General features: G+C 72.4%; 17 protein-coding genes and 1 riboswitch. Of the genes, 10 read left to right on the forward strand and 7 right to left on the reverse strand.

Features of this window, described 5'->3' with window-relative positions:
* Window positions 1-2: 2 nt before the first annotated feature.
* Window positions 3-199: riboswitch (cyclic di-AMP (ydaO/yuaA leader) on the reverse strand.
* 351 nt (window positions 200-550) lie between these two features.
* Both FDO69_RS24250 and FDO69_RS24255 read right to left on the reverse strand, forming a co-directional pair.
* Entirely contained in the window at window positions 551-859 is a 309-nt protein-coding gene (locus FDO69_RS24250) for a hypothetical protein (RefSeq protein WP_104781965.1), read from the reverse strand.
* Between the two features lie 7 nt (window positions 860-866).
* Window positions 867-1,502, reverse strand: coding sequence for an ATP-dependent Clp protease proteolytic subunit (locus FDO69_RS24255; RefSeq protein ID WP_104781966.1), 636 nt, complete (start codon window positions 1,500-1,502; stop codon window positions 867-869).
* 90 nt (window positions 1,503-1,592) lie between these two features.
* On the opposite strand from FDO69_RS24255, the gene FDO69_RS24260 reads away from it, so the two are divergent.
* A complete protein-coding gene (locus FDO69_RS24260; protein WP_104781967.1) occupies window positions 1,593-1,877 on the forward strand; it encodes a type II toxin-antitoxin system Phd/YefM family antitoxin in 285 nt (94 codons plus the stop codon).
* A gap of 184 nt (window positions 1,878-2,061) precedes the next feature.
* Here FDO69_RS24260 and FDO69_RS24265 read toward each other — a convergent pair whose 3' ends face one another.
* Window positions 2,062-3,054, reverse strand: coding sequence for an ABC transporter permease (locus tag FDO69_RS24265; protein WP_104781968.1), 993 nt, complete (start codon window positions 3,052-3,054; stop codon window positions 2,062-2,064).
* Between the two features lie 126 nt (window positions 3,055-3,180).
* On the opposite strand from FDO69_RS24265, the gene FDO69_RS24270 reads away from it, so the two are divergent.
* The 8 genes from FDO69_RS24270 to FDO69_RS24305 all read left to right on the forward strand — a co-directional run bounded on the left by FDO69_RS24270 (window position 3,181) and on the right by FDO69_RS24305 (window position 10,398).
* Window positions 3,181-3,822 carry a TetR/AcrR family transcriptional regulator gene (locus FDO69_RS24270; protein ID WP_104781969.1) on the forward strand — a complete coding sequence of 214 codons (642 nt, stop codon included), beginning with the start codon at window positions 3,181-3,183 and terminating at the stop codon, window positions 3,820-3,822.
* Between the two features lie 113 nt (window positions 3,823-3,935).
* On the forward strand, window positions 3,936-4,238 hold the full coding sequence (locus FDO69_RS24275) for an urease subunit gamma (RefSeq protein ID WP_104781970.1): 303 nt from the start codon (window positions 3,936-3,938) through the stop codon (window positions 4,236-4,238).
* Window positions 4,239-4,251: 13 nt separating this feature from the next.
* Complete coding sequence (locus FDO69_RS24280; protein ID WP_104781971.1) at window positions 4,252-4,563, forward strand: urease subunit beta; 312 nt, start codon at window positions 4,252-4,254, stop codon at window positions 4,561-4,563.
* Window positions 4,556-6,277: an urease subunit alpha gene (locus tag FDO69_RS24285; protein ID WP_104781972.1), complete on the forward strand. Its 1,722-nt coding sequence runs from the start codon at window positions 4,556-4,558 to the stop codon at window positions 6,275-6,277. Before FDO69_RS24280 ends, FDO69_RS24285 begins: the two co-directional genes overlap by 8 nt.
* A gap of 17 nt (window positions 6,278-6,294) precedes the next feature.
* On the forward strand, window positions 6,295-6,969 hold the full coding sequence (locus FDO69_RS24290; protein WP_104781973.1) for an urease accessory protein UreF: 675 nt from the start codon (window positions 6,295-6,297) through the stop codon (window positions 6,967-6,969).
* Between the two features lie 118 nt (window positions 6,970-7,087).
* Window positions 7,088-7,765 (forward strand): urease accessory protein UreG, encoded by a 678-nt coding sequence (ureG, locus tag FDO69_RS24295; protein ID WP_104781974.1) that lies wholly within the window; start codon window positions 7,088-7,090, stop codon window positions 7,763-7,765.
* A complete protein-coding gene (locus FDO69_RS24300) occupies window positions 7,762-8,535 on the forward strand; it encodes an urease accessory protein UreD (RefSeq protein ID WP_420878536.1) in 774 nt (257 codons plus the stop codon). Before ureG ends, FDO69_RS24300 begins: the two co-directional genes overlap by 4 nt.
* Before the next feature lie 255 nt (window positions 8,536-8,790).
* On the forward strand, window positions 8,791-10,398 hold the full coding sequence (locus FDO69_RS24305; RefSeq protein WP_104781976.1) for an alpha/beta hydrolase: 1,608 nt from the start codon (window positions 8,791-8,793) through the stop codon (window positions 10,396-10,398).
* A gap of 56 nt (window positions 10,399-10,454) precedes the next feature.
* On the opposite strand, the gene FDO69_RS24310 is transcribed toward FDO69_RS24305, so the two are convergent.
* Together FDO69_RS24310 and FDO69_RS24315 are read right to left on the reverse strand one after the other, a co-directional pair.
* The gene (locus tag FDO69_RS24310) at window positions 10,455-11,486 is read right to left on the reverse strand and encodes an NAD-dependent epimerase/dehydratase family protein (protein WP_234388060.1); all 1,032 of its coding nucleotides are present in this window, start codon (window positions 11,484-11,486) and stop codon (window positions 10,455-10,457) included.
* A gap of 60 nt (window positions 11,487-11,546) precedes the next feature.
* Complete coding sequence (locus FDO69_RS24315) at window positions 11,547-12,266, reverse strand: lysophospholipid acyltransferase family protein (protein ID WP_104781978.1); 720 nt, start codon at window positions 12,264-12,266, stop codon at window positions 11,547-11,549.
* A 354-nt stretch (window positions 12,267-12,620) separates the two neighbouring features.
* On the opposite strand from FDO69_RS24315, the gene FDO69_RS24320 reads away from it, so the two are divergent.
* Entirely contained in the window at window positions 12,621-13,076 is a 456-nt protein-coding gene (locus FDO69_RS24320) for an RpiB/LacA/LacB family sugar-phosphate isomerase (protein WP_104781979.1), read from the forward strand.
* 1 nt (window position 13,077) lies between these two features.
* Here FDO69_RS24320 and FDO69_RS24325 read toward each other — a convergent pair whose 3' ends face one another.
* Window positions 13,078-14,316 carry a PP2C family protein-serine/threonine phosphatase gene (locus tag FDO69_RS24325; protein ID WP_104781980.1) on the reverse strand — a complete coding sequence of 413 codons (1,239 nt, stop codon included), beginning with the start codon at window positions 14,314-14,316 and terminating at the stop codon, window positions 13,078-13,080.
* Window positions 14,317-14,381: 65 nt separating this feature from the next.
* A complete protein-coding gene (locus tag FDO69_RS24330; protein WP_104781981.1) occupies window positions 14,382-16,841 on the reverse strand; it encodes a SpoIIE family protein phosphatase in 2,460 nt (819 codons plus the stop codon).
* Window positions 16,842-16,920 lie beyond the last annotated feature (79 nt).

Here is a 16,920-nt window from a genome sequence, read left to right on the forward strand (position 1 = left end):
CGCAACCCTTCGTCAGCCGCCTGTGAAGGATGACCTGTCGGATTCGGGCTGACAAAGTTGCCCGGCCGCTGACGCGGCTTCACCCCAAGGGCTGCTCGGATCCGGTCATGGCGTGACCGTCCCGGCGACCCGTCGTGCTTGGGTCCTCCACTCCTGCCGATCCACTCCTGTCGACCGGTCATCCGGGCGGCGGCAGGACTCGGCGTCCGCCCGGATCGCCCCGCCACAGCGGCGGGGGCTTGTCGTCAGTAGGGGATCTTGGCGTATGCCTGTCCGGATTTCCCAACGGAACCGGGGATTTGTGTTGTTACTCACCACTCACCCGTTCGGGTGGACACGTGTGCGTTCGCGCCACTGTTCACGGGTTCGCGGACCGTCGGACCAGCGACGGAATGTCCCATTCCCCCCTGCGGCTACGCGCGTTGCGCAACCGGAAGGGTCCCCAAATTGGTCCCCCGCCTACTCCGAACAGGGGTACGTCTTTTGGTTCGTTTCGACTCAGCTCCCCACGCTCCGACGTCGCGTCGGGCATCCGGGCCGACGGCGCGCGTCAACTGACGGACTCCGGGGGCAGGGTGAGCCGGGCCGTGCGCCGCTCGCCGTCCAGTACCCGCAGCGCCCGGGCCAGGGTGGCGGCGTGCAGTTCCGTCTCGCCCCGCTGGTGCATCAGGGCCAGAGCGTCACGCAACGCGGTCGCCTTGCCGACGAGGGCCTGGGCGGCACGCAGCCCGCGGTAGGTGTCACCGTCCCGGGCCGGGTTGATGCGGCCGAGCAGGTCGACCACGTCGAGGTAACGGTCGATCAGTTCCGCCTCGGCGCGGGTCAGGGCGGGCAGCGGTGGCAGTTCGGGCGGGAGCACCGGGTCCTCACTGTCCGGTCGGCGGGGCGAGGGTGGCCTTGCGGCTGGGGATGATGCCGTCCACCAGGCCGTACTCCACCGCTTCGCGCGCGCTGAGGACCTTGTCCCGCTCGATGTCCGCGCTCACCTGCTGCCGGGTGCGGCCCGTGTGCAGCGCGAGCATCTCCTCCATCCGGCTCCGGATGCGCGTCAACTCGTCCGCCTGGATGGCCAGATCGCTCGCCTGACCCCGGATCGGCTCGGGCAGCGCCGGCTGATGAATCACCAGACGCGCGTCGGGCAGCGCGAATCGCTTGCCGGGCGTGCCCGCCGCCAGCAGCACCGAGGGGGCGGCACCGGCCTGACCCAGGAGAATCGTCTCCACGTCGCAGGAGACGTACTGCATCGTGTCGTAGATCGCCGTCATCGCATGGAAGCTGCCGCCGGGAGAGTTGATGTAGAGCGAGATGTCGCGCTCGGGGGCCTGGTGCTCCAGATGCATGAACTGGGCCATCACGTCGTTCGCCGAGGTCTCGTCCACCGGCGCCCCGAGGAAGACGATCCGCTCCTCCAGGAGCTTCGCGTACGGATCCATCGTCCGTTGCCCGGACGTCGTGCGTTCGGTGAACTCGGGCAGCACGTAGCGGGCGGACGGTCGGGTCATGGCGAACCCCTCCTCGCGGGCAGAGCTGTCTCCGGCGACAGCCGTGTCTGTAAAAAATGTACAGGACGTACGTCACGTTATGATGGGGGTATGGCCTACGAGATTCCGGTGACGCAAGCCAGGGCTGAGCTCGCCGACCTGATCAACCGTGTGGTGTACGCCGGTGAACGCGTCGTCGTCACCCGGCACGGCAAGCCCCTCGTCGCCCTCGTCTCGGCCGATGACCTGCGGCGACTCGAAGAGGGCCAGGAGCTCGCGGAGGCCGTGGAGGAGCAGGTGGTCAGCGCGGTGTCCACGGTCCGCCAGGTTGCGTCCGCTCCCGGCGAACCACAGCGGTTCGGCATCGCGGCGGAGCACCGGAGGGCCGGCCACTAGATCCCCGCCCCGTACGGACGGTCCCGGCCCCGTGCAGACGGAAGACCGTGCCCCCCGTCCGCTGCGGCGGGGACGCACGGTCTCCTCATGTGGGCGCGGGCCGGCCGACGGCCGGTAGCTCCCGCCGGTCAGCCGACGGCCGGGAGCTCCTGCCGGTCGCCCGACGGCCGGGAGCTCCCGCCGGTCAGCCGACGGTCGAGAGCTCCCGCCGGTCGGCCGCGGGCGCGGCGCCCGCCTTCCGTGCCCTGAGCGAGCCGCCGAGCAGCACGGCACCCAGGCCCAGCACCGCCCACCAGGTCAGCGTCAGGGCGGGCCCGGTCGCCGCCGCGCCGTCGAAGTACGACACCGAGCGCAGCAGGGTCGTACCCGCGCCGGGCGGCAGCCACTGGCCGATCGCCCCGGCCGGCTCCGGCAGCATCTGAGGGGCCGAGGTGGCGCCGGAGAAGGGGTTGCCGATCAGCATCACCACGGCGGCTCCGACGCCCACGCCGGCGGTGCCGATCAGGGCGGCGAGTCCGGCGACGGCCCCGCCGACGGCCAGCGTGGACAGGCCGAGCACCGACGCCTCCGTCCACCAGTCACCGCTGAGCGCCCCGAGCCAGCTGTGCGCGATCCCGGCCGCGGCCACACCGACCAGGGCGGACGCGCCGAGCAGCGCGATCACGGCCCGGGAGCCGCGCAGCCCCAGCAGGGTGACGACCGCGCCCGCCGCGATGCCGGCCAGGGCGAGGGGCAGTGCGGCGGCGTTCAGCACCGCGCCCCGCGGATCGCTGGCCGGGGCGGACACGACGTCGACCGTCTTGATCTGTGTGCCCTGGGCGACGGCCTGTTGGGCCACGGCCTGCTGGAGGAACTGCGCGACGACCGGACTGGCCGCCGAAGCGGTGAGCAGTTCGGGCCCCTGCGGCGTGACCACGACGGCGCCGTACACGCTCCGCTCCTCGATGGCGTCCCGGGCGGCGGCCTCGTCGGCGTAGCGGTGGATCTCGAAGGCGCCCTCGTGTCGCTCCAGCTGCCGCTCGACCTGGGCCGCCGCGGCGGGCGGTCCGGCCACGCCGAGCGGTAGGTCGCGGGGTGCGATGCGGGAGGCCGGCCAGGCGAAGGCCCACAGGGCCAGGGCTGCCAGGACGGGGACGAGGGCGACGACCGCGATCACAGTGCGGTTGCGGGAAGGCATGAGGGTCTCCTGAAGCGAGCGGAACCGGAACGTCAAAAAGAAGGATCGTTCGTTTTTGCTCTGCCCTCACGGTGCTCCGATGGTGGCCTCTTGTCAAGAATGAATATTCGTTTTACTTTGGGGATCATGGCCCGCGTGTCCCAGGAACATCTCGACGCCCGCCGCCGCCAGATCCTCGACGGCGCCGCGCTCTGCTTCGCTCGCAACGGCTTCCACGCCACGTCCATGCAGGACGTGCTCAAGGAGGTCGATCTCTCGGCGGGGGCTGTGTACCGCTACTTCAGCGGCAAGGAGGAGCTGATCGGCGCGATCGTCACCGAGACGCTCGGTTCCGTCCGCGAGGCGTTCGAGGAGGCGGCACGGCAGAGTCCGCCCCCGCCGCCGGACGAACTCGTCGCCTCCGTCCTCGGCAGGACGCTCGCCGCCCGTGAGTCCCTGGTCGTCGACGGCCGGCCCGCCTTCCCCCGGCTCGTCGTCCAGGTGTGGACGGAGACCCTGCGCAACGAAGAGCTGGCGCTCCTGCTGGGGGAGGGCTACGGCTCGGTCCGCGCGGCCTGGGCGAAGATCGTCGAGGGCTATCAGGAGGCCGGCATGATGCGGGCGGACGTGGCGCCGGACCATGTGGCCCGCACGATGATCGCCGCCGTGCTCGGTTTCATCGCGCAGCAGTCCCTCTTCGGACCCGCCCCGGTGGAGGTTCTCCAGGACGGCCTGCGGGCCCTGACGGGCATGCGGGGCGAGGGCACCGGTGGATCACAGCTCGGTTAACGTGCCCGAAACGCGGTCCAATTAGCCTGCCGATCCACGCCACCTGGCACTTTGCCCCGTGGCCGCGGCAACCGGGCCCCGCACGGCCCCGAGTGACGACTGTGAGGTGGGACGTGCAGCTGACCCCGCACGAGCAAGAACGACTGCTGATCCACGTGGCGGCGGACGTCGCCGAGAAGCGCCGGGCCCGTGGGCTGAAGCTCAACCACCCCGAGGCGGTCGCGCTCATCACCTCGCACATCCTCGAAGGCGCGCGGGACGGCCGGACCGTCGCGGAGCTCATGTCCTCCGGGCGCAAACTCCTGACCAGGGACGACGTCATGGAGGGCATCCCCGAGATGATCCACGACGTCCAGGTCGAGGCCACCTTCCCGGACGGCACCAAGCTTGTCACCGTCCACGAGCCGATCGTCTGACGGGGAGACCGCCGTGATTCCCGGAGAGTTCCTGTTCGCCGAGGACCCGATTGCCTACAACGAGGGCCGCGAGGTCACCCGCCTCACCGTCCTCAATGCCGCCGACCGGCCCGTCCAGGTCGGCTCCCACTACCACTTCGCCGAGGCCAACCCCGGCCTGGAGTTCGACCGTGCCGCCGCGCGCGGCAAGCGGCTGAACGTCGCCGCCGGCACGGCCGTGCGCTTCGAGCCCGGGATCCCCGTCGACGTCGAACTCGTTCCGCTGGCCGGCGCCCGTGTGGTGCCCGGCCTGCGCGGGGAGACCGGAGGTGCCCTCGATGCCTGAGATCTCGCGTGCCGCTTACGCGGACCTGTTCGGCCCGACGACCGGCGACCGGATCCGCCTCGCCGACACCGACCTGCTGGTCGAGATCGAGGAGGACCGTTCCGGCGGCCCCGGTCTCGCCGGTGACGAGGCCGTCTTCGGCGGCGGCAAGGTCATCCGCGAGTCCATGGGCCAGGCGCGGGCCACCCGCGCGGAGGGCACACCGGACACGGTGATCACCGGTGCGGTGATCATCGATCACTGGGGGATCGTCAAGGCCGACGTCGGCATCCGCGACGGCCGGATCACCGGCATCGGCAAGGCCGGCAATCCCGACACCATGGACGGCGTCCACCCGGAGCTGGTCATCGGCCCGGAGACCGAGATCATCGCGGGCAACGGGCGGATCCTCACGGCCGGCGCGATCGACGCGCACGTGCACTTCATCTGCCCGCAGATCGCCGACGAGGCCCTCTCCTCGGGCATCACGACCCTCGTCGGCGGCGGTACGGGCCCCGCGGAGGGCTCCAAGGCCACCACGGTGACCCCCGGTCCCTGGCACCTCGCCCGGATGCTGGAGGCGATGGAGGCCTACCCGCTCAACATCGGCCTCCTCGGCAAGGGCAACACCGTCTCCCACGAGGCGATGCTGTCGCAGATCCGGGGCGGTGCACTCGGCCTGAAGCTGCACGAGGACTGGGGCTCCACCCCGGCCGTCATCGACGCCTCGCTGACCGTCGCGGAGCAGACCGGCATCCAGGTCGCCATCCACACCGACACCCTCAACGAGGCCGGGTTCGTGGGCGACACGCTTGCCGCGATCGCCGGGCGGGGCATCCACGCGTACCACACCGAGGGTGCGGGCGGCGGGCACGCGCCGGACATCATGACGGTGGTCTCCGAGTCGTACGTCCTGCCCAGCTCCACCAACCCGACCAGGCCGTTCACCGTCAACACCGCCGAGGAACACCTCGACATGCTGATGGTGTGCCACCACCTCAACCCGGCGGTGCCGGAGGACCTGGCCTTCGCCGAGTCCCGGATCCGCCCCTCCACGATCGGGGCGGAGGACGTGCTGCACGACCTGGGCGCGATCTCGATCATCTCCTCCGACTCCCAGGCCATGGGGCGCGTGGGCGAGGTCGTGATGCGGACCTGGCAGACCGCGCACGTGATGAAGCGGCGGCGGGGCGCGCTGCCCGGGGACGGCCGGGCCGACAACCGTCGCGTCCGTCGCTATGTCGCCAAGTACACGATCAACCCCGCGCTCGCCCAGGGCCTGGCCCGGGAGATCGGATCGGTGGAGAGCGGCAAGCTGGCCGACCTGGTGCTGTGGGAACCGGCGTTCTTCGGCGTCAAGCCGCAGCTCGTCATCAAGGCCGGGCAGATCGCGTACGCGCAGATGGGCGACGCGAATGCCTCGATCCCCACTCCGCAGCCGATTCTGCCGCGGCCGATGTACGGGGCGATCGGGCGGGCGCCGGCCTCCAACTCCCTCAACTTCGTCGCCCCACTGGCCGTCGAGGCCGGGCTGCCGGAGCGGCTGGGGCTCGGGAAGCGGTTCGCGGCGATCGAGTCGACGCGCGGGGTCACCAAGGCCGACATGCGCGAGAACGACGCGCGGCCCGACGTGCGGGTCGATCCCGACAGCTTCGCCGTGCACATCGACGGGGAGCTGGTCGAGGCGGCCCCGGCGACCGAACTGCCCATGGCCCAGCGGTACTTCCTGTTCTGAGTTCTGAGGGTGTTCTGATGTCACGTGCGGCGCTGCTCGTCCTGGCCGACGGGCGATTCCCCGCCGGGGGACATGCCCACTCCGGCGGTGCCGAGGCCGCGGTCAAGGCCGGGCGAATCAGTGGGGCGGCGAGCCTGGGGGAGTTCTGCCGGGGTCGGTTGCACACGGCGGGGCTGGTCGCGGCGGGGCTGGCGGCGGCTGCCGCGCTCGGGATCGACCCTGTCGCGCTCGACCGTGCCGCGGACGCCCGTACGCCGTCGCCCGCGCTGCGGGTCGCCGCGCGCAAACTGGGGCGGCAGCTGCTGCGGGCCGCCCGTGCGACCTGGCCGTCCGCCGAACTGGACGCGCTCGGCCGGGAGTTCCCGAAGGGTGCGCATCAGCCGGTGGTGCTGGGGCTGGCGGCCCGGGCGGCCGGGCTGGGTCCGGTGGACGCGGCGTACTGCGCGGCATACGAGAACGTGAGCGGGCCCGCCTCGGCGACGGTGCGGTTGCTGAGTCTCGACCCGTTCGACGCGACCGGGGTGCTGGCCCGGCTGGCGCCGGAGGTGGACCGGGTCGTGGACCGTGCGGTCGAGGCGGCACGACAGGCCGTCGACGGCGGGGTCGACGCCCTGCCCGCCGCGTCGGCGCCGCTGCTGGAGATCGGGGCGGAGGCGCACGCGGGGTGGCATGTACGGCTGTTCGCCTCATAGCCGCCCTCCGAACGCCGTGCAGACCGACCCCCTCAGGGGCGCGGGGAACTGCGCGACCAGCCCCCACCCACCCGCACTCCACACCAGCGACCACCCCCCACCCACCAAGGAGCCGCACATGCACCTCGACCACACCGACCACGGCCCTGCCGCGCTCAGCGCCGACGCCCACCGCCCCGACGGCACCCGCAGAGCCCTCCGCATCGGGCTCGGCGGCCCCGTGGGGTCCGGGAAGACCGCCACCGTCGCCGCGCTCTGCCGGGCGCTCAGGGACGAGCTGGCGCTCGCCGTCGTCACCAACGACATCTACACGCGGGAGGACGCCGAGTTCCTGCTCCGCGAGGCCGTGCTGCCGCCCGAGCGGATCACCGCCGTGGAGACCGGCGCCTGCCCCCACACCGCGATCCGGGACGACATCTCCGCGAACCTGGAGGCGGTGGAGGATCTGGAGGACGCGGTCGGGCCGCTGGATCTGGTGCTCGTGGAGTCCGGCGGGGACAACCTCACCGCGACCTTTTCCAAGGGGCTCGTCGACGCGCAGATCTTCGTGATCGACGTGGCCGGGGGCGACGACATCCCGCGCAAGGGCGGACCGGGTGTGACCACCGCGGACCTTCTCGTCGTCAACAAGACCGACCTCGCCCCGTACGTCGGCTCCGACCTCGCCCGGATGGCCGCCGATGCCAAGGCCCAGCGCGCCGAACTGCCGGTGGTCTTCCAGTCGTTGCGCAGCGAGGCCGGGGTGGCGGACGTCGCCGCGTGGGTGCGGGCGCAGCTCGCCGCGTGGCGGGCGTGAGCGTGCGTACCGGTGCCGGGGTGCGGTCCCTCGCACGGATCGTCGCCCGCGACGACGGGCGCGGCGGGACCTCGCTGCCCGTGCTGGAGAGTGACGGGCCCCTGGCACTGCGGCGCACCCGGGCCGCCGGCTCCGAGGCGCGGGTCATGCTGGTCGGCGCGATGAGCGGGCCGCTCGGCGGTGACCACTTCACTGTGCAGGGCCGGGTGGAGGAGGGCGCGCGACTGTCCGTCGGGTCGGCCGCCGCCACCATCGCACTGCCCGGGCAGGCGAAGGGCGAGGCCCGCTACGACGTCCGGCTCGATGTCGCCGATCATGGCGAACTGCACTGGCTGCCGGAGCAGTTGATCTCTGCCCGGGGCAGTGACCTGTACGTCACCACCCGCGTCGAGCTCGCACCCACCGCCCGGCTCGTGCTGCGCGAGGAGCAGGTGCTCGGACGCGTCGGCGAGGAACCCGGACGGCTCACGAGCCGTCTGACCGTGCGGGTCGCCGGGCAGGCCGTGCTCGACCAGGAACTGTCCTGTGGGCCCGGCGCGCCGGGCGGCTGGGACGGACCCGCGGTGCTGGCGGGGCATCGCGCCGTCGGCCAGCTGGTCGTGGTGCGGCCGGAGTTCGCCGCCGAGCCGGTGACGGCCGGGGTGCTGGGGGAGGGAGCCTCGCTGGTGCCGCTCGCCGGGCCCGCCGCGCTGGTGACCGCGGTGGCGCCGGACGCCCTCCGGCTCAGGCGGCTGCTCGACGAGGCCCTGTCGTCGCTGCGGCAGACTTAGGCGTCCGTCCCCGCGGCCCGGGTCCGCCCCCATGGGCCCAGGCGTCCGCCCCCATGGGCCCAGGCGTCCGTCCCCATGGGCCCGGGCGGCCCCCCCGGACCCGGGCATCCGACCTCGCGGACCGGCCGTCCGCAGAGAAGTACACCTTCTCCGTTTATCGGATTGGCAAAGAAGGGCGCTTGCCTCTGTTGTCAGGGACCCCACAACCGGGAGGATCCCCCGTACTGATCTCAACGAGGTACGGGGAGGTCCCCCTTGAGGGGTTCGAGACCGAAGAGGCGGGTGGCGGCGCTCGGTTCGGCCGGCGCGCTCGTCACGGCCACGCTGATAGCCGGCGCCGTCGCGGCGCCCACCGCGAACGCGAACGCGAGCGCGGGCAGCGGACACGGCCGGGACCGGGAGGCCAAGGGCGCCGCGATCGCCGCCGCCCGGGCCGCGAAGGCCGGCATCGACTGGCAGGACTGCCCCGCCGACTGGAACCTGGCCAAGCCGATCCAGTGCGGGTACGTCACCGTGCCGCTCGACTACGCCAAGCCCTACGGCAAGCAGATCAAGCTCGCCGTCGACCGCATCGGCAACACCGGCACCAAGGCCGAGCGGCAGGGCGCGCTCCTCTACAACCCGGGCGGCCCCGGCGGCTCCGGGCTGCGCTTCCCGGCCCGGGTCACCAACAAGAACGCCGTCTGGGCCAACGCGGCCAAGGCCTATGACTTCGTGGGCTTCGACCCGCGCGGCGTCGGCAAGTCCGCGCCCATCTCCTGCGTCGACCCCCAGGAGTTCGTCAAGGCGCCCAAGGCCGACCCGGTGCCCGACTCCGAGGCCGACAAGCTCGCCCAGCGCAAGCTGGCCCGCGAGTACGCCGAGGGCTGCCAGGAGCGCAGCGGCGCGATGCTGCCGCACATGACCACGCCGAACACCGCGCGCGACCTCGACGTCATCCGCGCCGCCCTCGGCGAGAAGAAGCTCAACTTCCTCGGCGTCTCCTATGGCACCTACCTGGGCGCCGTCTACGGCACCCTCTTCCCGGGTCACGTGCGCCGCATGATCGTCGACAGCGTGGTCAACCCCTCGCGGGACAAGATCTGGTACCAGGCCAACCTGGACCAGGACGTCGCGTTCGAGGGCCGCTGGAAGGACTGGCAGGACTGGGTCGCCGCGAACGACGCGACCTACCACCTCGGCACCACCCGTGCCGCCGTCCAGGCGAAGTGGCTGGAGCTGCGCGCCACCGCGAAGAAGAACCCCATCGGCGGGGTCGTCGGCCCGGCCGAACTCATCTCCTTCTTCCAGAGCGCCCCGTACTACGACTCCTCCTGGGCGCCGACCGCGTCGGTCTTCAGCAAGTACGTCGCCGGCGACACGCAGGCGCTCGTCGACGCCGCCGCCCCGGATCTGTCGGACACGGCCGGCAACGCGTCCTCGGAGAACGGCAACGCCGTCTACACCGCCGTGGAGTGCGCCGACGCCAAGTGGCCCACCAGCTGGCAGCGGTGGGACCGCGACAACACGCGGCTCCACAAGGACCACCCGTTCATGACCTGGGCCAACGCCTGGATGAACCTGCCGTGCGCCACCTGGCCGGCCAAGCAGCAGACGCCGCTGAACGTCAAGACCGGCAAGGGCCTGCCCGGCGTACTCATCGTCCAGTCCGAGCGGGACGCGGCCACTCCGTACGAGGGCGCCGTGGAGCTGCACAAGCGGTTCAAGGGCTCCCGGCTGATCACGGAGAAGGACGCGGGCTCCCACGGCGTCACCGGCCTGGTGAACCCCTGCATCAACCCCCGGGTGGACAGCTACCTGCTCACCGGCAAGCTGGACGGCGCCGACGTGACCTGCGCGCCGCACGCCACGCCGAAGCCGTAGCCGTAGCCGTCGTCCGACGGTGGTGAGGGGCGGCCGGGACACCGGCCGCCCCTTCCTCATGCCTGCCGGACCGCGAACCAGGCGTCCTCCGCCGCGTAGTCGAAGAGGTCCGGGTACGCCCGGGCGAGGGTGGGGAACGCCTCCCGCCAGTCCTGCTCGGACAGCCGACGGGTGAGCCACTCGACCGTCTCCGGCAGGCTGTCCTGGTACGTCACGACCGGCCGGTAGCCCAGCTCCCGTGCCGCGGCGGACATGTCGCACAGCACGGGCAATTCCACCGACCAGGGCGTACGGCCCACGGACGCACGCGCGGGACCGTCCAGGGGCACCGTCTCCGTCTCCACGCCCATGACCGCGTCCACCGCCGCCCCGATCTGCGACACGGTCGGCGGCTGCGGATCGCAGGCGCCCAGCACCCGCGAGCCCGGCCGGGCCGCCGCCAGCCGGATCAGTTCGGCGACGTTGCGCGCCGCCGAGGTGTGGAAGAGGCTCTCACCCCGGAACGCGAGCACCCTCCTGCGCCGGCCGTCGAGGTTCCGCTTGACGAAGTGCAGCTCGCGGGGGAGCGGGCTGTGCGGCCCGTGGACCGCGCCCGGGCGCAGCACGGTCGTGGGCAACCGGTCGGCAGCCGCGAGGAGTTCACGCTCCAGGGCCACCTTGCGGGTGCTGTACGTGGCGTCCCCCGGCGGGACCGTGACCTGGTCCTCCGGGATCGGCACCGGGTATTCCGGTAGCCCGTCCGGTTCGCCCATCGTGTCGAAGCCGCGGCCCTTGCCGTCCTCGTACACCGACACTGTCGACACCACCACGGCCGAGCCGATCCGGTCGGCCAGGCCCGTGAGCTGCCGTGCGTGCCGGGCCCCGTAGGCGACCAGGTCGACCACGAGGTCGCAGCCGTCGCCGATCAGAGCGCCGAGCGCCGCGTCGTCCTCGCGGTCCAGTCGCGGTGTCCGCACCTCTGCGGGCCAGTCGTCCCGCCGGCCGCCGCCGCGTGAGGCGGCGGTCACCTCCCAGCCGTCCCGCACCAGCGCCGTCACCGCCGGTCCCCCGATCTGCCCGCCCGCCCCGATCACCACAGCACGTCTCATGCCGCGACCGTAGATCGCCGAAGGCCGGCCGGGGAACGGGATTCTGCCGACAGCAGAGCCTCAACTGAGGGGCATGCGCCGGAACTTCCGCTCCTTCGTGGCGGCGGCCTCCTCGGCCTTCACCACCGCCGCGTAGCGGTCGACGTACTCCTGCTCGGACAGGGAGAGGATCGCGTACATGATCTCGTCGGTGATGGCGCGCAGGACGGCCTTCTCGTTCTCCATGCCCTCGTAGCGGGAGAAGTCGAGGGGCTCGCCGAAGCGGATCACCACGGGGTGGATGTTGGGGATGACCTTGCCGGGCGGCTGGGCCTCGAAGGTGCCGATCATCGCGCAGGGAATCACCGGGACACCGGCCTTGAGGGCCATCACCGCCACCCCGACCTTGCCCTTGTAGAGCCGGCCGTCGTGCGAGCGGGTGCCCTCCGGGTAGATGCCGAGCAGTTCGTCCTTGCTCAGCACCCCGAGGCCCTCGCGGATCGCGGCCTGGCCTGCGTCCTTGCCGGAGCGGTCGACCGGGATCTGCCCCGCGCTGCGGAAGAAGAAGGCCGTCAGCCTGCCCTTGACGCCCGGCCCCGTGAAGTACTCGGCCTTCGCGAGGAAGGTGATGCGCCGTTTGAGGATGGCGGGCATCAGGAAGTGGTCCGAGAACGACAGGTGGTTGCCGGCGATGATGGCGGCGCCCTCCGCGGGAACGTGCTCCAGGCCCTCTATTCGAGGCCGGAAGACCAGTCGCAGCAGCGGGCCCAGCAGCACGTATTTCAGCAGGTAGTAGAACAAAGCGGGCGCTCCTCGACTCTCGCGGTGGCCTCAACCGCCGCGTTCCAGCAGGTCAACCGGCATGTCGTGGGGTGCCAGTGTAGGTGTAGGCGCGGTCACCGGGCACCTCGTGCGGGCGGAGGACACAGATCCTTCGCCAATTGACTGATGGTCAGTCAGGCGCGCGTGTCCGGTGATGCTCCTGCGGCTGGGGAGGGTCGCGGGACCAGCGTGCTGCGCCACCCGGGTGACGGGCAAGCCGAACAGGCGGGGTGGCGCGATAGCGGGGGTGCGTGACCTGCCGGTGGCTCTTGCGGGCGGGACGGCCGCTGTGGGCCGGTGGCCACGGCCGCCCCGGCGAGTAACCTGCCAGGCATGCGGATCGCTGTTTCCTCGGACATGGACGAACCCGTCGCCCGCTTCCTCGTGGCCGCCCTGCGCGAGCGGGGTCATGAGGTGCGCCCGCACGGCGCGCTGCGCCCGGGGGACGACCCGCAGTGGGCGGTGTGCTCCGAGGCGGCGGCCCGCGAGGTCGCCGACGGTGCGGCGGACCAGGCGGTGGTGTGCTGCTGGACCGGCACGGGCGCCTCCATCGCGGCGAACAAGGTGCCCGGAGTGCGGGCCGCCCTGTGCACGGACGCCTACACGGCCGACGGCGCGCGTCGCTGGAACGACGCCAACGTGCTCGCGCTCAGTCTGCGGCTGACGTCGCAGCCGCTGCTGACGGAGATCCTCGACGCGTGGTTCGCCGGTGAGCCCAGCGCGGACGCCGAGGACCGGCAGAACGTCGACCGCGTCCGGCTGCTCGACCACGGCAAGACCCGCATGTAGGTCACAGCCGCACGATGATCAGCGCCGTGTCGTCGGTGGCGCCACCGGGTGGCAGCAACTCCGAGAGAACGGTGTCGGCGAGCGCTTCCGGGTCCTGGCCCCGATGGTCGCGCAGGGCGTCGGCGAGCCGGCCCAGGCCTTTGTCGATGTCCTCGTGGCGCCGTTCGATCAGGCCGTCGGTGTAGAGCACGAGCGTGGCGCCCGTCGCGTACGTGGTCTCGGCCTGGGGTCTCGGGATCGGGTCCGGGCGGGCGTCGAGCGGGGTGTCCGTGGCCTGGTCGAGAAACTCCGTGCGGCCGTCGGCGTGGACGAGCACGGGTGGGGGATGGCCGGCGCTGCTGTACGTGATGAGGTGGCGGTCGCAGTCGATGAAGGTCGTGGCGGCGGTCGCCGACTCGGCCCCGTCGATGACGTGGGCGTAGCGGCCCAGCACGTCCAGGGCCTGGGCCGGCCCGTCGGCGACCCGGGAGGCGGCGCTGAGCGCACTGCGCAGCTGCCCCATCACGCCGGCGGCCTCCAGCCCGTGCCCGACCACGTCGCCCACGGCCACGCCGATCCGGTCGCCGCCCACCAGATCGACCAGGTCGTACCAGTCACCGCACACGTTGAGCGCGCCCACGGCGGGCCGGTACCGGACGGCGGCCGGGTGGTTGCGGACCTGCCGGGGCGCGGGAAGCATCGCCGCTTGGAGCGCCAGCGCCACCTCCCTCTCCCGGGAGTGCGCCTGGCGCAGCCGCTCGTTGAGCTCCTGCAACTCACGAGCGCGGGTGTACAGCTCGGCCTCCAGCGTCCTCGCCCGGCTGCCCCGGTTCCCCGGGGAGCCGCCCCGGGCCCGGATCAGCTCCGTGACCTCCTCCACCCGGTGCAGGATCAGCACGACCTTGCCGTCCGAACCCAGCAGCGGCGCGTTCACCGGGCTCCAATAGCGCTTCTGCCACTCGCCGGGCCGCTCGGGGTCCTCGACGTCGTAGCGCTGCAGGGCCATGGCGTCGCGCTCCCCGGTGGCCAGGACGCGGTACAGCGAGGCCTCCAGATTGCGCATGCCCGTCGCGGCCGGGTCGTTCGGGTTGTCCGGGAAGACGTCGAACAGGTACTTGCCGACCAGCTGCTCCCGCGAGCGGCCGGAGACGCGGACGAACTCCTCGTTGACGTCCGCGTACACGAGCTCGGGTGTCAAGAGCGCCACCATGCCGGGCAGCGCCTTGAAAACCGCACCGTAGTCGATCGCCGTCTCCGCCATGGCTGCCGCCTCACCGCCGCCGGGGTCACACCAGTTTCGCACGGTATGGGCGAACCCCGGGCGTCTCACTCGGGACGATCGGCCAGGGACTGCTCGGCCCAGATGATCTTCCCCTCGGGAACGAACCGCGTGCCCCACCGCTGCGTGAGCTGGGAGACCAGCAACAGGCCGCGCCCGCCCTCGTCCGTCGTCCGGGGATGGCGCAGATGAGGCGCGGTGGCCCCGCCGTCGAGGACCTCGCAGACCAGGGCGCGCTCCCTGATCAGCCGGAGCCGGATGGACCCGGTGGCGTACCGGATGGCGTTGGTGACGAGCTCGCTCACCACCAGCTCCGTGGTGAAGGCCAGCTCCTCCAGGTCCCAGTGCGCGAGCTGCCGGGTGGCCGTGCGGCGGGCGTCGGCGACCACGGCCGGGTCCGACGGCAGGTCCCAGGCCGCGACCTGATCGCTGCCGAGACGTTTCGTCCGGGCCATCAGCAGGGCCACGTCGTCGTACGGGCGGGCCGGGACCAGCGCGTCGACCACGGACCGGCAGTACGACTCGAGCGGGCCCGTCCGCTCCAGGGCCCGGCGCAGCCGCTCCCGGCCCGCGTCGACGGCCCAGATCTCGCCCCGGGCCAGCAGCCCGTCGGTGTGCAGCGCGAGGGTGCTGCCCTCCGGCAGGGACAGCTCGACCGCCTCGAAGGGCGGGCCGCCCACGCCGAGCGGCGGTCCCTGCGGCAGTTCGACGAAGACGACCGAACCGTCGGGCCGTACCACGGCCGGGGCGGGATGCCCGGCCGCGGCCAGCGCGCACCCCCCGTCGACCGGGTCGTAGACGACGTACAGACAACCGGAGCCCACGCCCTGCGTGCCCGCGGAGCCCATCGTCCCGGGCTCCGCGCCCTCCTCCCGCGCCGAACGCGCCACCAGGTCGTCGAGGTGCGCCAGCACCTCCGCGGGCGGCAGGTCCAGGGCCGCCAGGGTCCGCACGGCGGTCCGCAACTGCCCCATGGCCGCGGCGGCGTCGATGCCGTGCCCCGGCACCTCACCCACGACCAGCGCCACACGCGCCCCCGACAGCGGGATGAGGTCGTACCAGTCGCCGCCGAGACCGGTCAGCTCGTCCGCCGGCCGGTAGCACGCGGACACCTCGACGGCGTCCTGGTCGGGCAGGCGGTGGGGGAGCAGACTGCGCTGCAGGACGAGCGCGGCGTCCCGTTCGCGGGTGTAGCGGCGGGCGTTGTCCACGCAGACGCCCGCGCGGGCGACGAGGTCCTCGGCCAGCCGCAGGTCCTCCTCGTCGAAGTGCTCCCGGTTCTCGCGCCGGTAGAAGGTCGTGATGCCCAGGGTGATGCCGCGCGAGCGGATCGGCACGGTCATCACGCTGTGCAGGCCCAGCTCCCGGAACGTCGCCCGGCGGCCGCTCGGGGTCCTCGTGGTCCAGTCCCGGGTCAGCGGGTCGAGTCGCTCGGTGCGCCAGGACCGTCCCGTGGCCAGACAGCGGAAGGGCGGCGTTCCGGCCCGGAAGGCCACCCCCTCGCCGATCTCGATGACGGCCTCCACGAGATCGTCCTGCGCGGACCGGTAGCCGGCGCGGCGCAGTTCCACCGGTTCCTCCGAGTCCGCGAGCGGCCCGGGTACCGGCTCGCCGCCCCGCAGCACCGACTCCAGCAGGTCGACGGTGACGAAGTCGGCCAGCCCCGGCACGGCCACGTCCGCCAGCTCCTGCGCGGTGCGCGTGAGGTCCAGGCTGCGGCCGATGCTCTGGCCCGCCCGGTCGAGCAGCGCCAGCCGCTGTCGCGCACGGTGCCGCTCGGTCATGTCCACGACCGTGTAGTACACGCCGATCGGATGGCCCCGGTCGTCCTCGAGCCGGGTGAACGACAGCATGTGCGCCGTCTCGCGCAGCGGGGCCGAGCGCACGTGGCCCACGTGCTCGTAGCCGATCACCGGCTCGCCGGTCTCCAGCACGTGCCGCATCTGCGCCTCGACCGCCTGGGCGTCCATGCCCGGCTGCACGTCCGCGAAGCGCAGCCCGAGCCGGCGCGCCGCCGGACCGCCGCCGAACTGCTCCAGGGCGGCGTTCGACCACACGAAGCGCAGGTCCGTGTCCACGATCGCGATACCGACCGGGGCGCCCGCCGCCATCTGCTCCAGGACCGTGCGGCTCATGTCCCAGCCGGGGGCGTCGGACAGCTCCGACAGGAGCAGCAGCCAGCGGGCGCCGCCCTGCGCCTCCTCGGCCGTGGTGATCCGGGTCGCGACCTTCACCGGCCGCCCGTCCCTGCGGCGGGCCGTCAGCAGTCCCGTCCAGCCGCCGTCCCTGCGGCACCGCTCGACCAGGTCCGGTACGCGCTGTGCGTCCTCGGCGGCCAGCAGGTCGGCCAGCTTCCTGCCGACCGCCTCGGCAGCCGGGTACGCCAGCAGCCGCCGGGCAGCGTCGGTCCAGCCCGTCACCACGCCCTGTGGATCGAGCAACAGGGGCGCCGCGTCGGCCACATCGAACCGCTGCCGGGCAACGCCGTACACCTCGTCTGCGCCCACGGCCGACCTCTCTGTCGCTGAGAGTGGTCTACCACCTCTTGCCTCAATCTTCACCCTTCCGGCGACGCGGGGCGGCTTG

Source organism: Streptomyces tibetensis (genome assembly GCF_007655005.1).
Taxonomy (GTDB): Bacteria; Actinomycetota; Actinomycetes; order Streptomycetales; family Streptomycetaceae; genus Streptomyces; species Streptomyces tibetensis.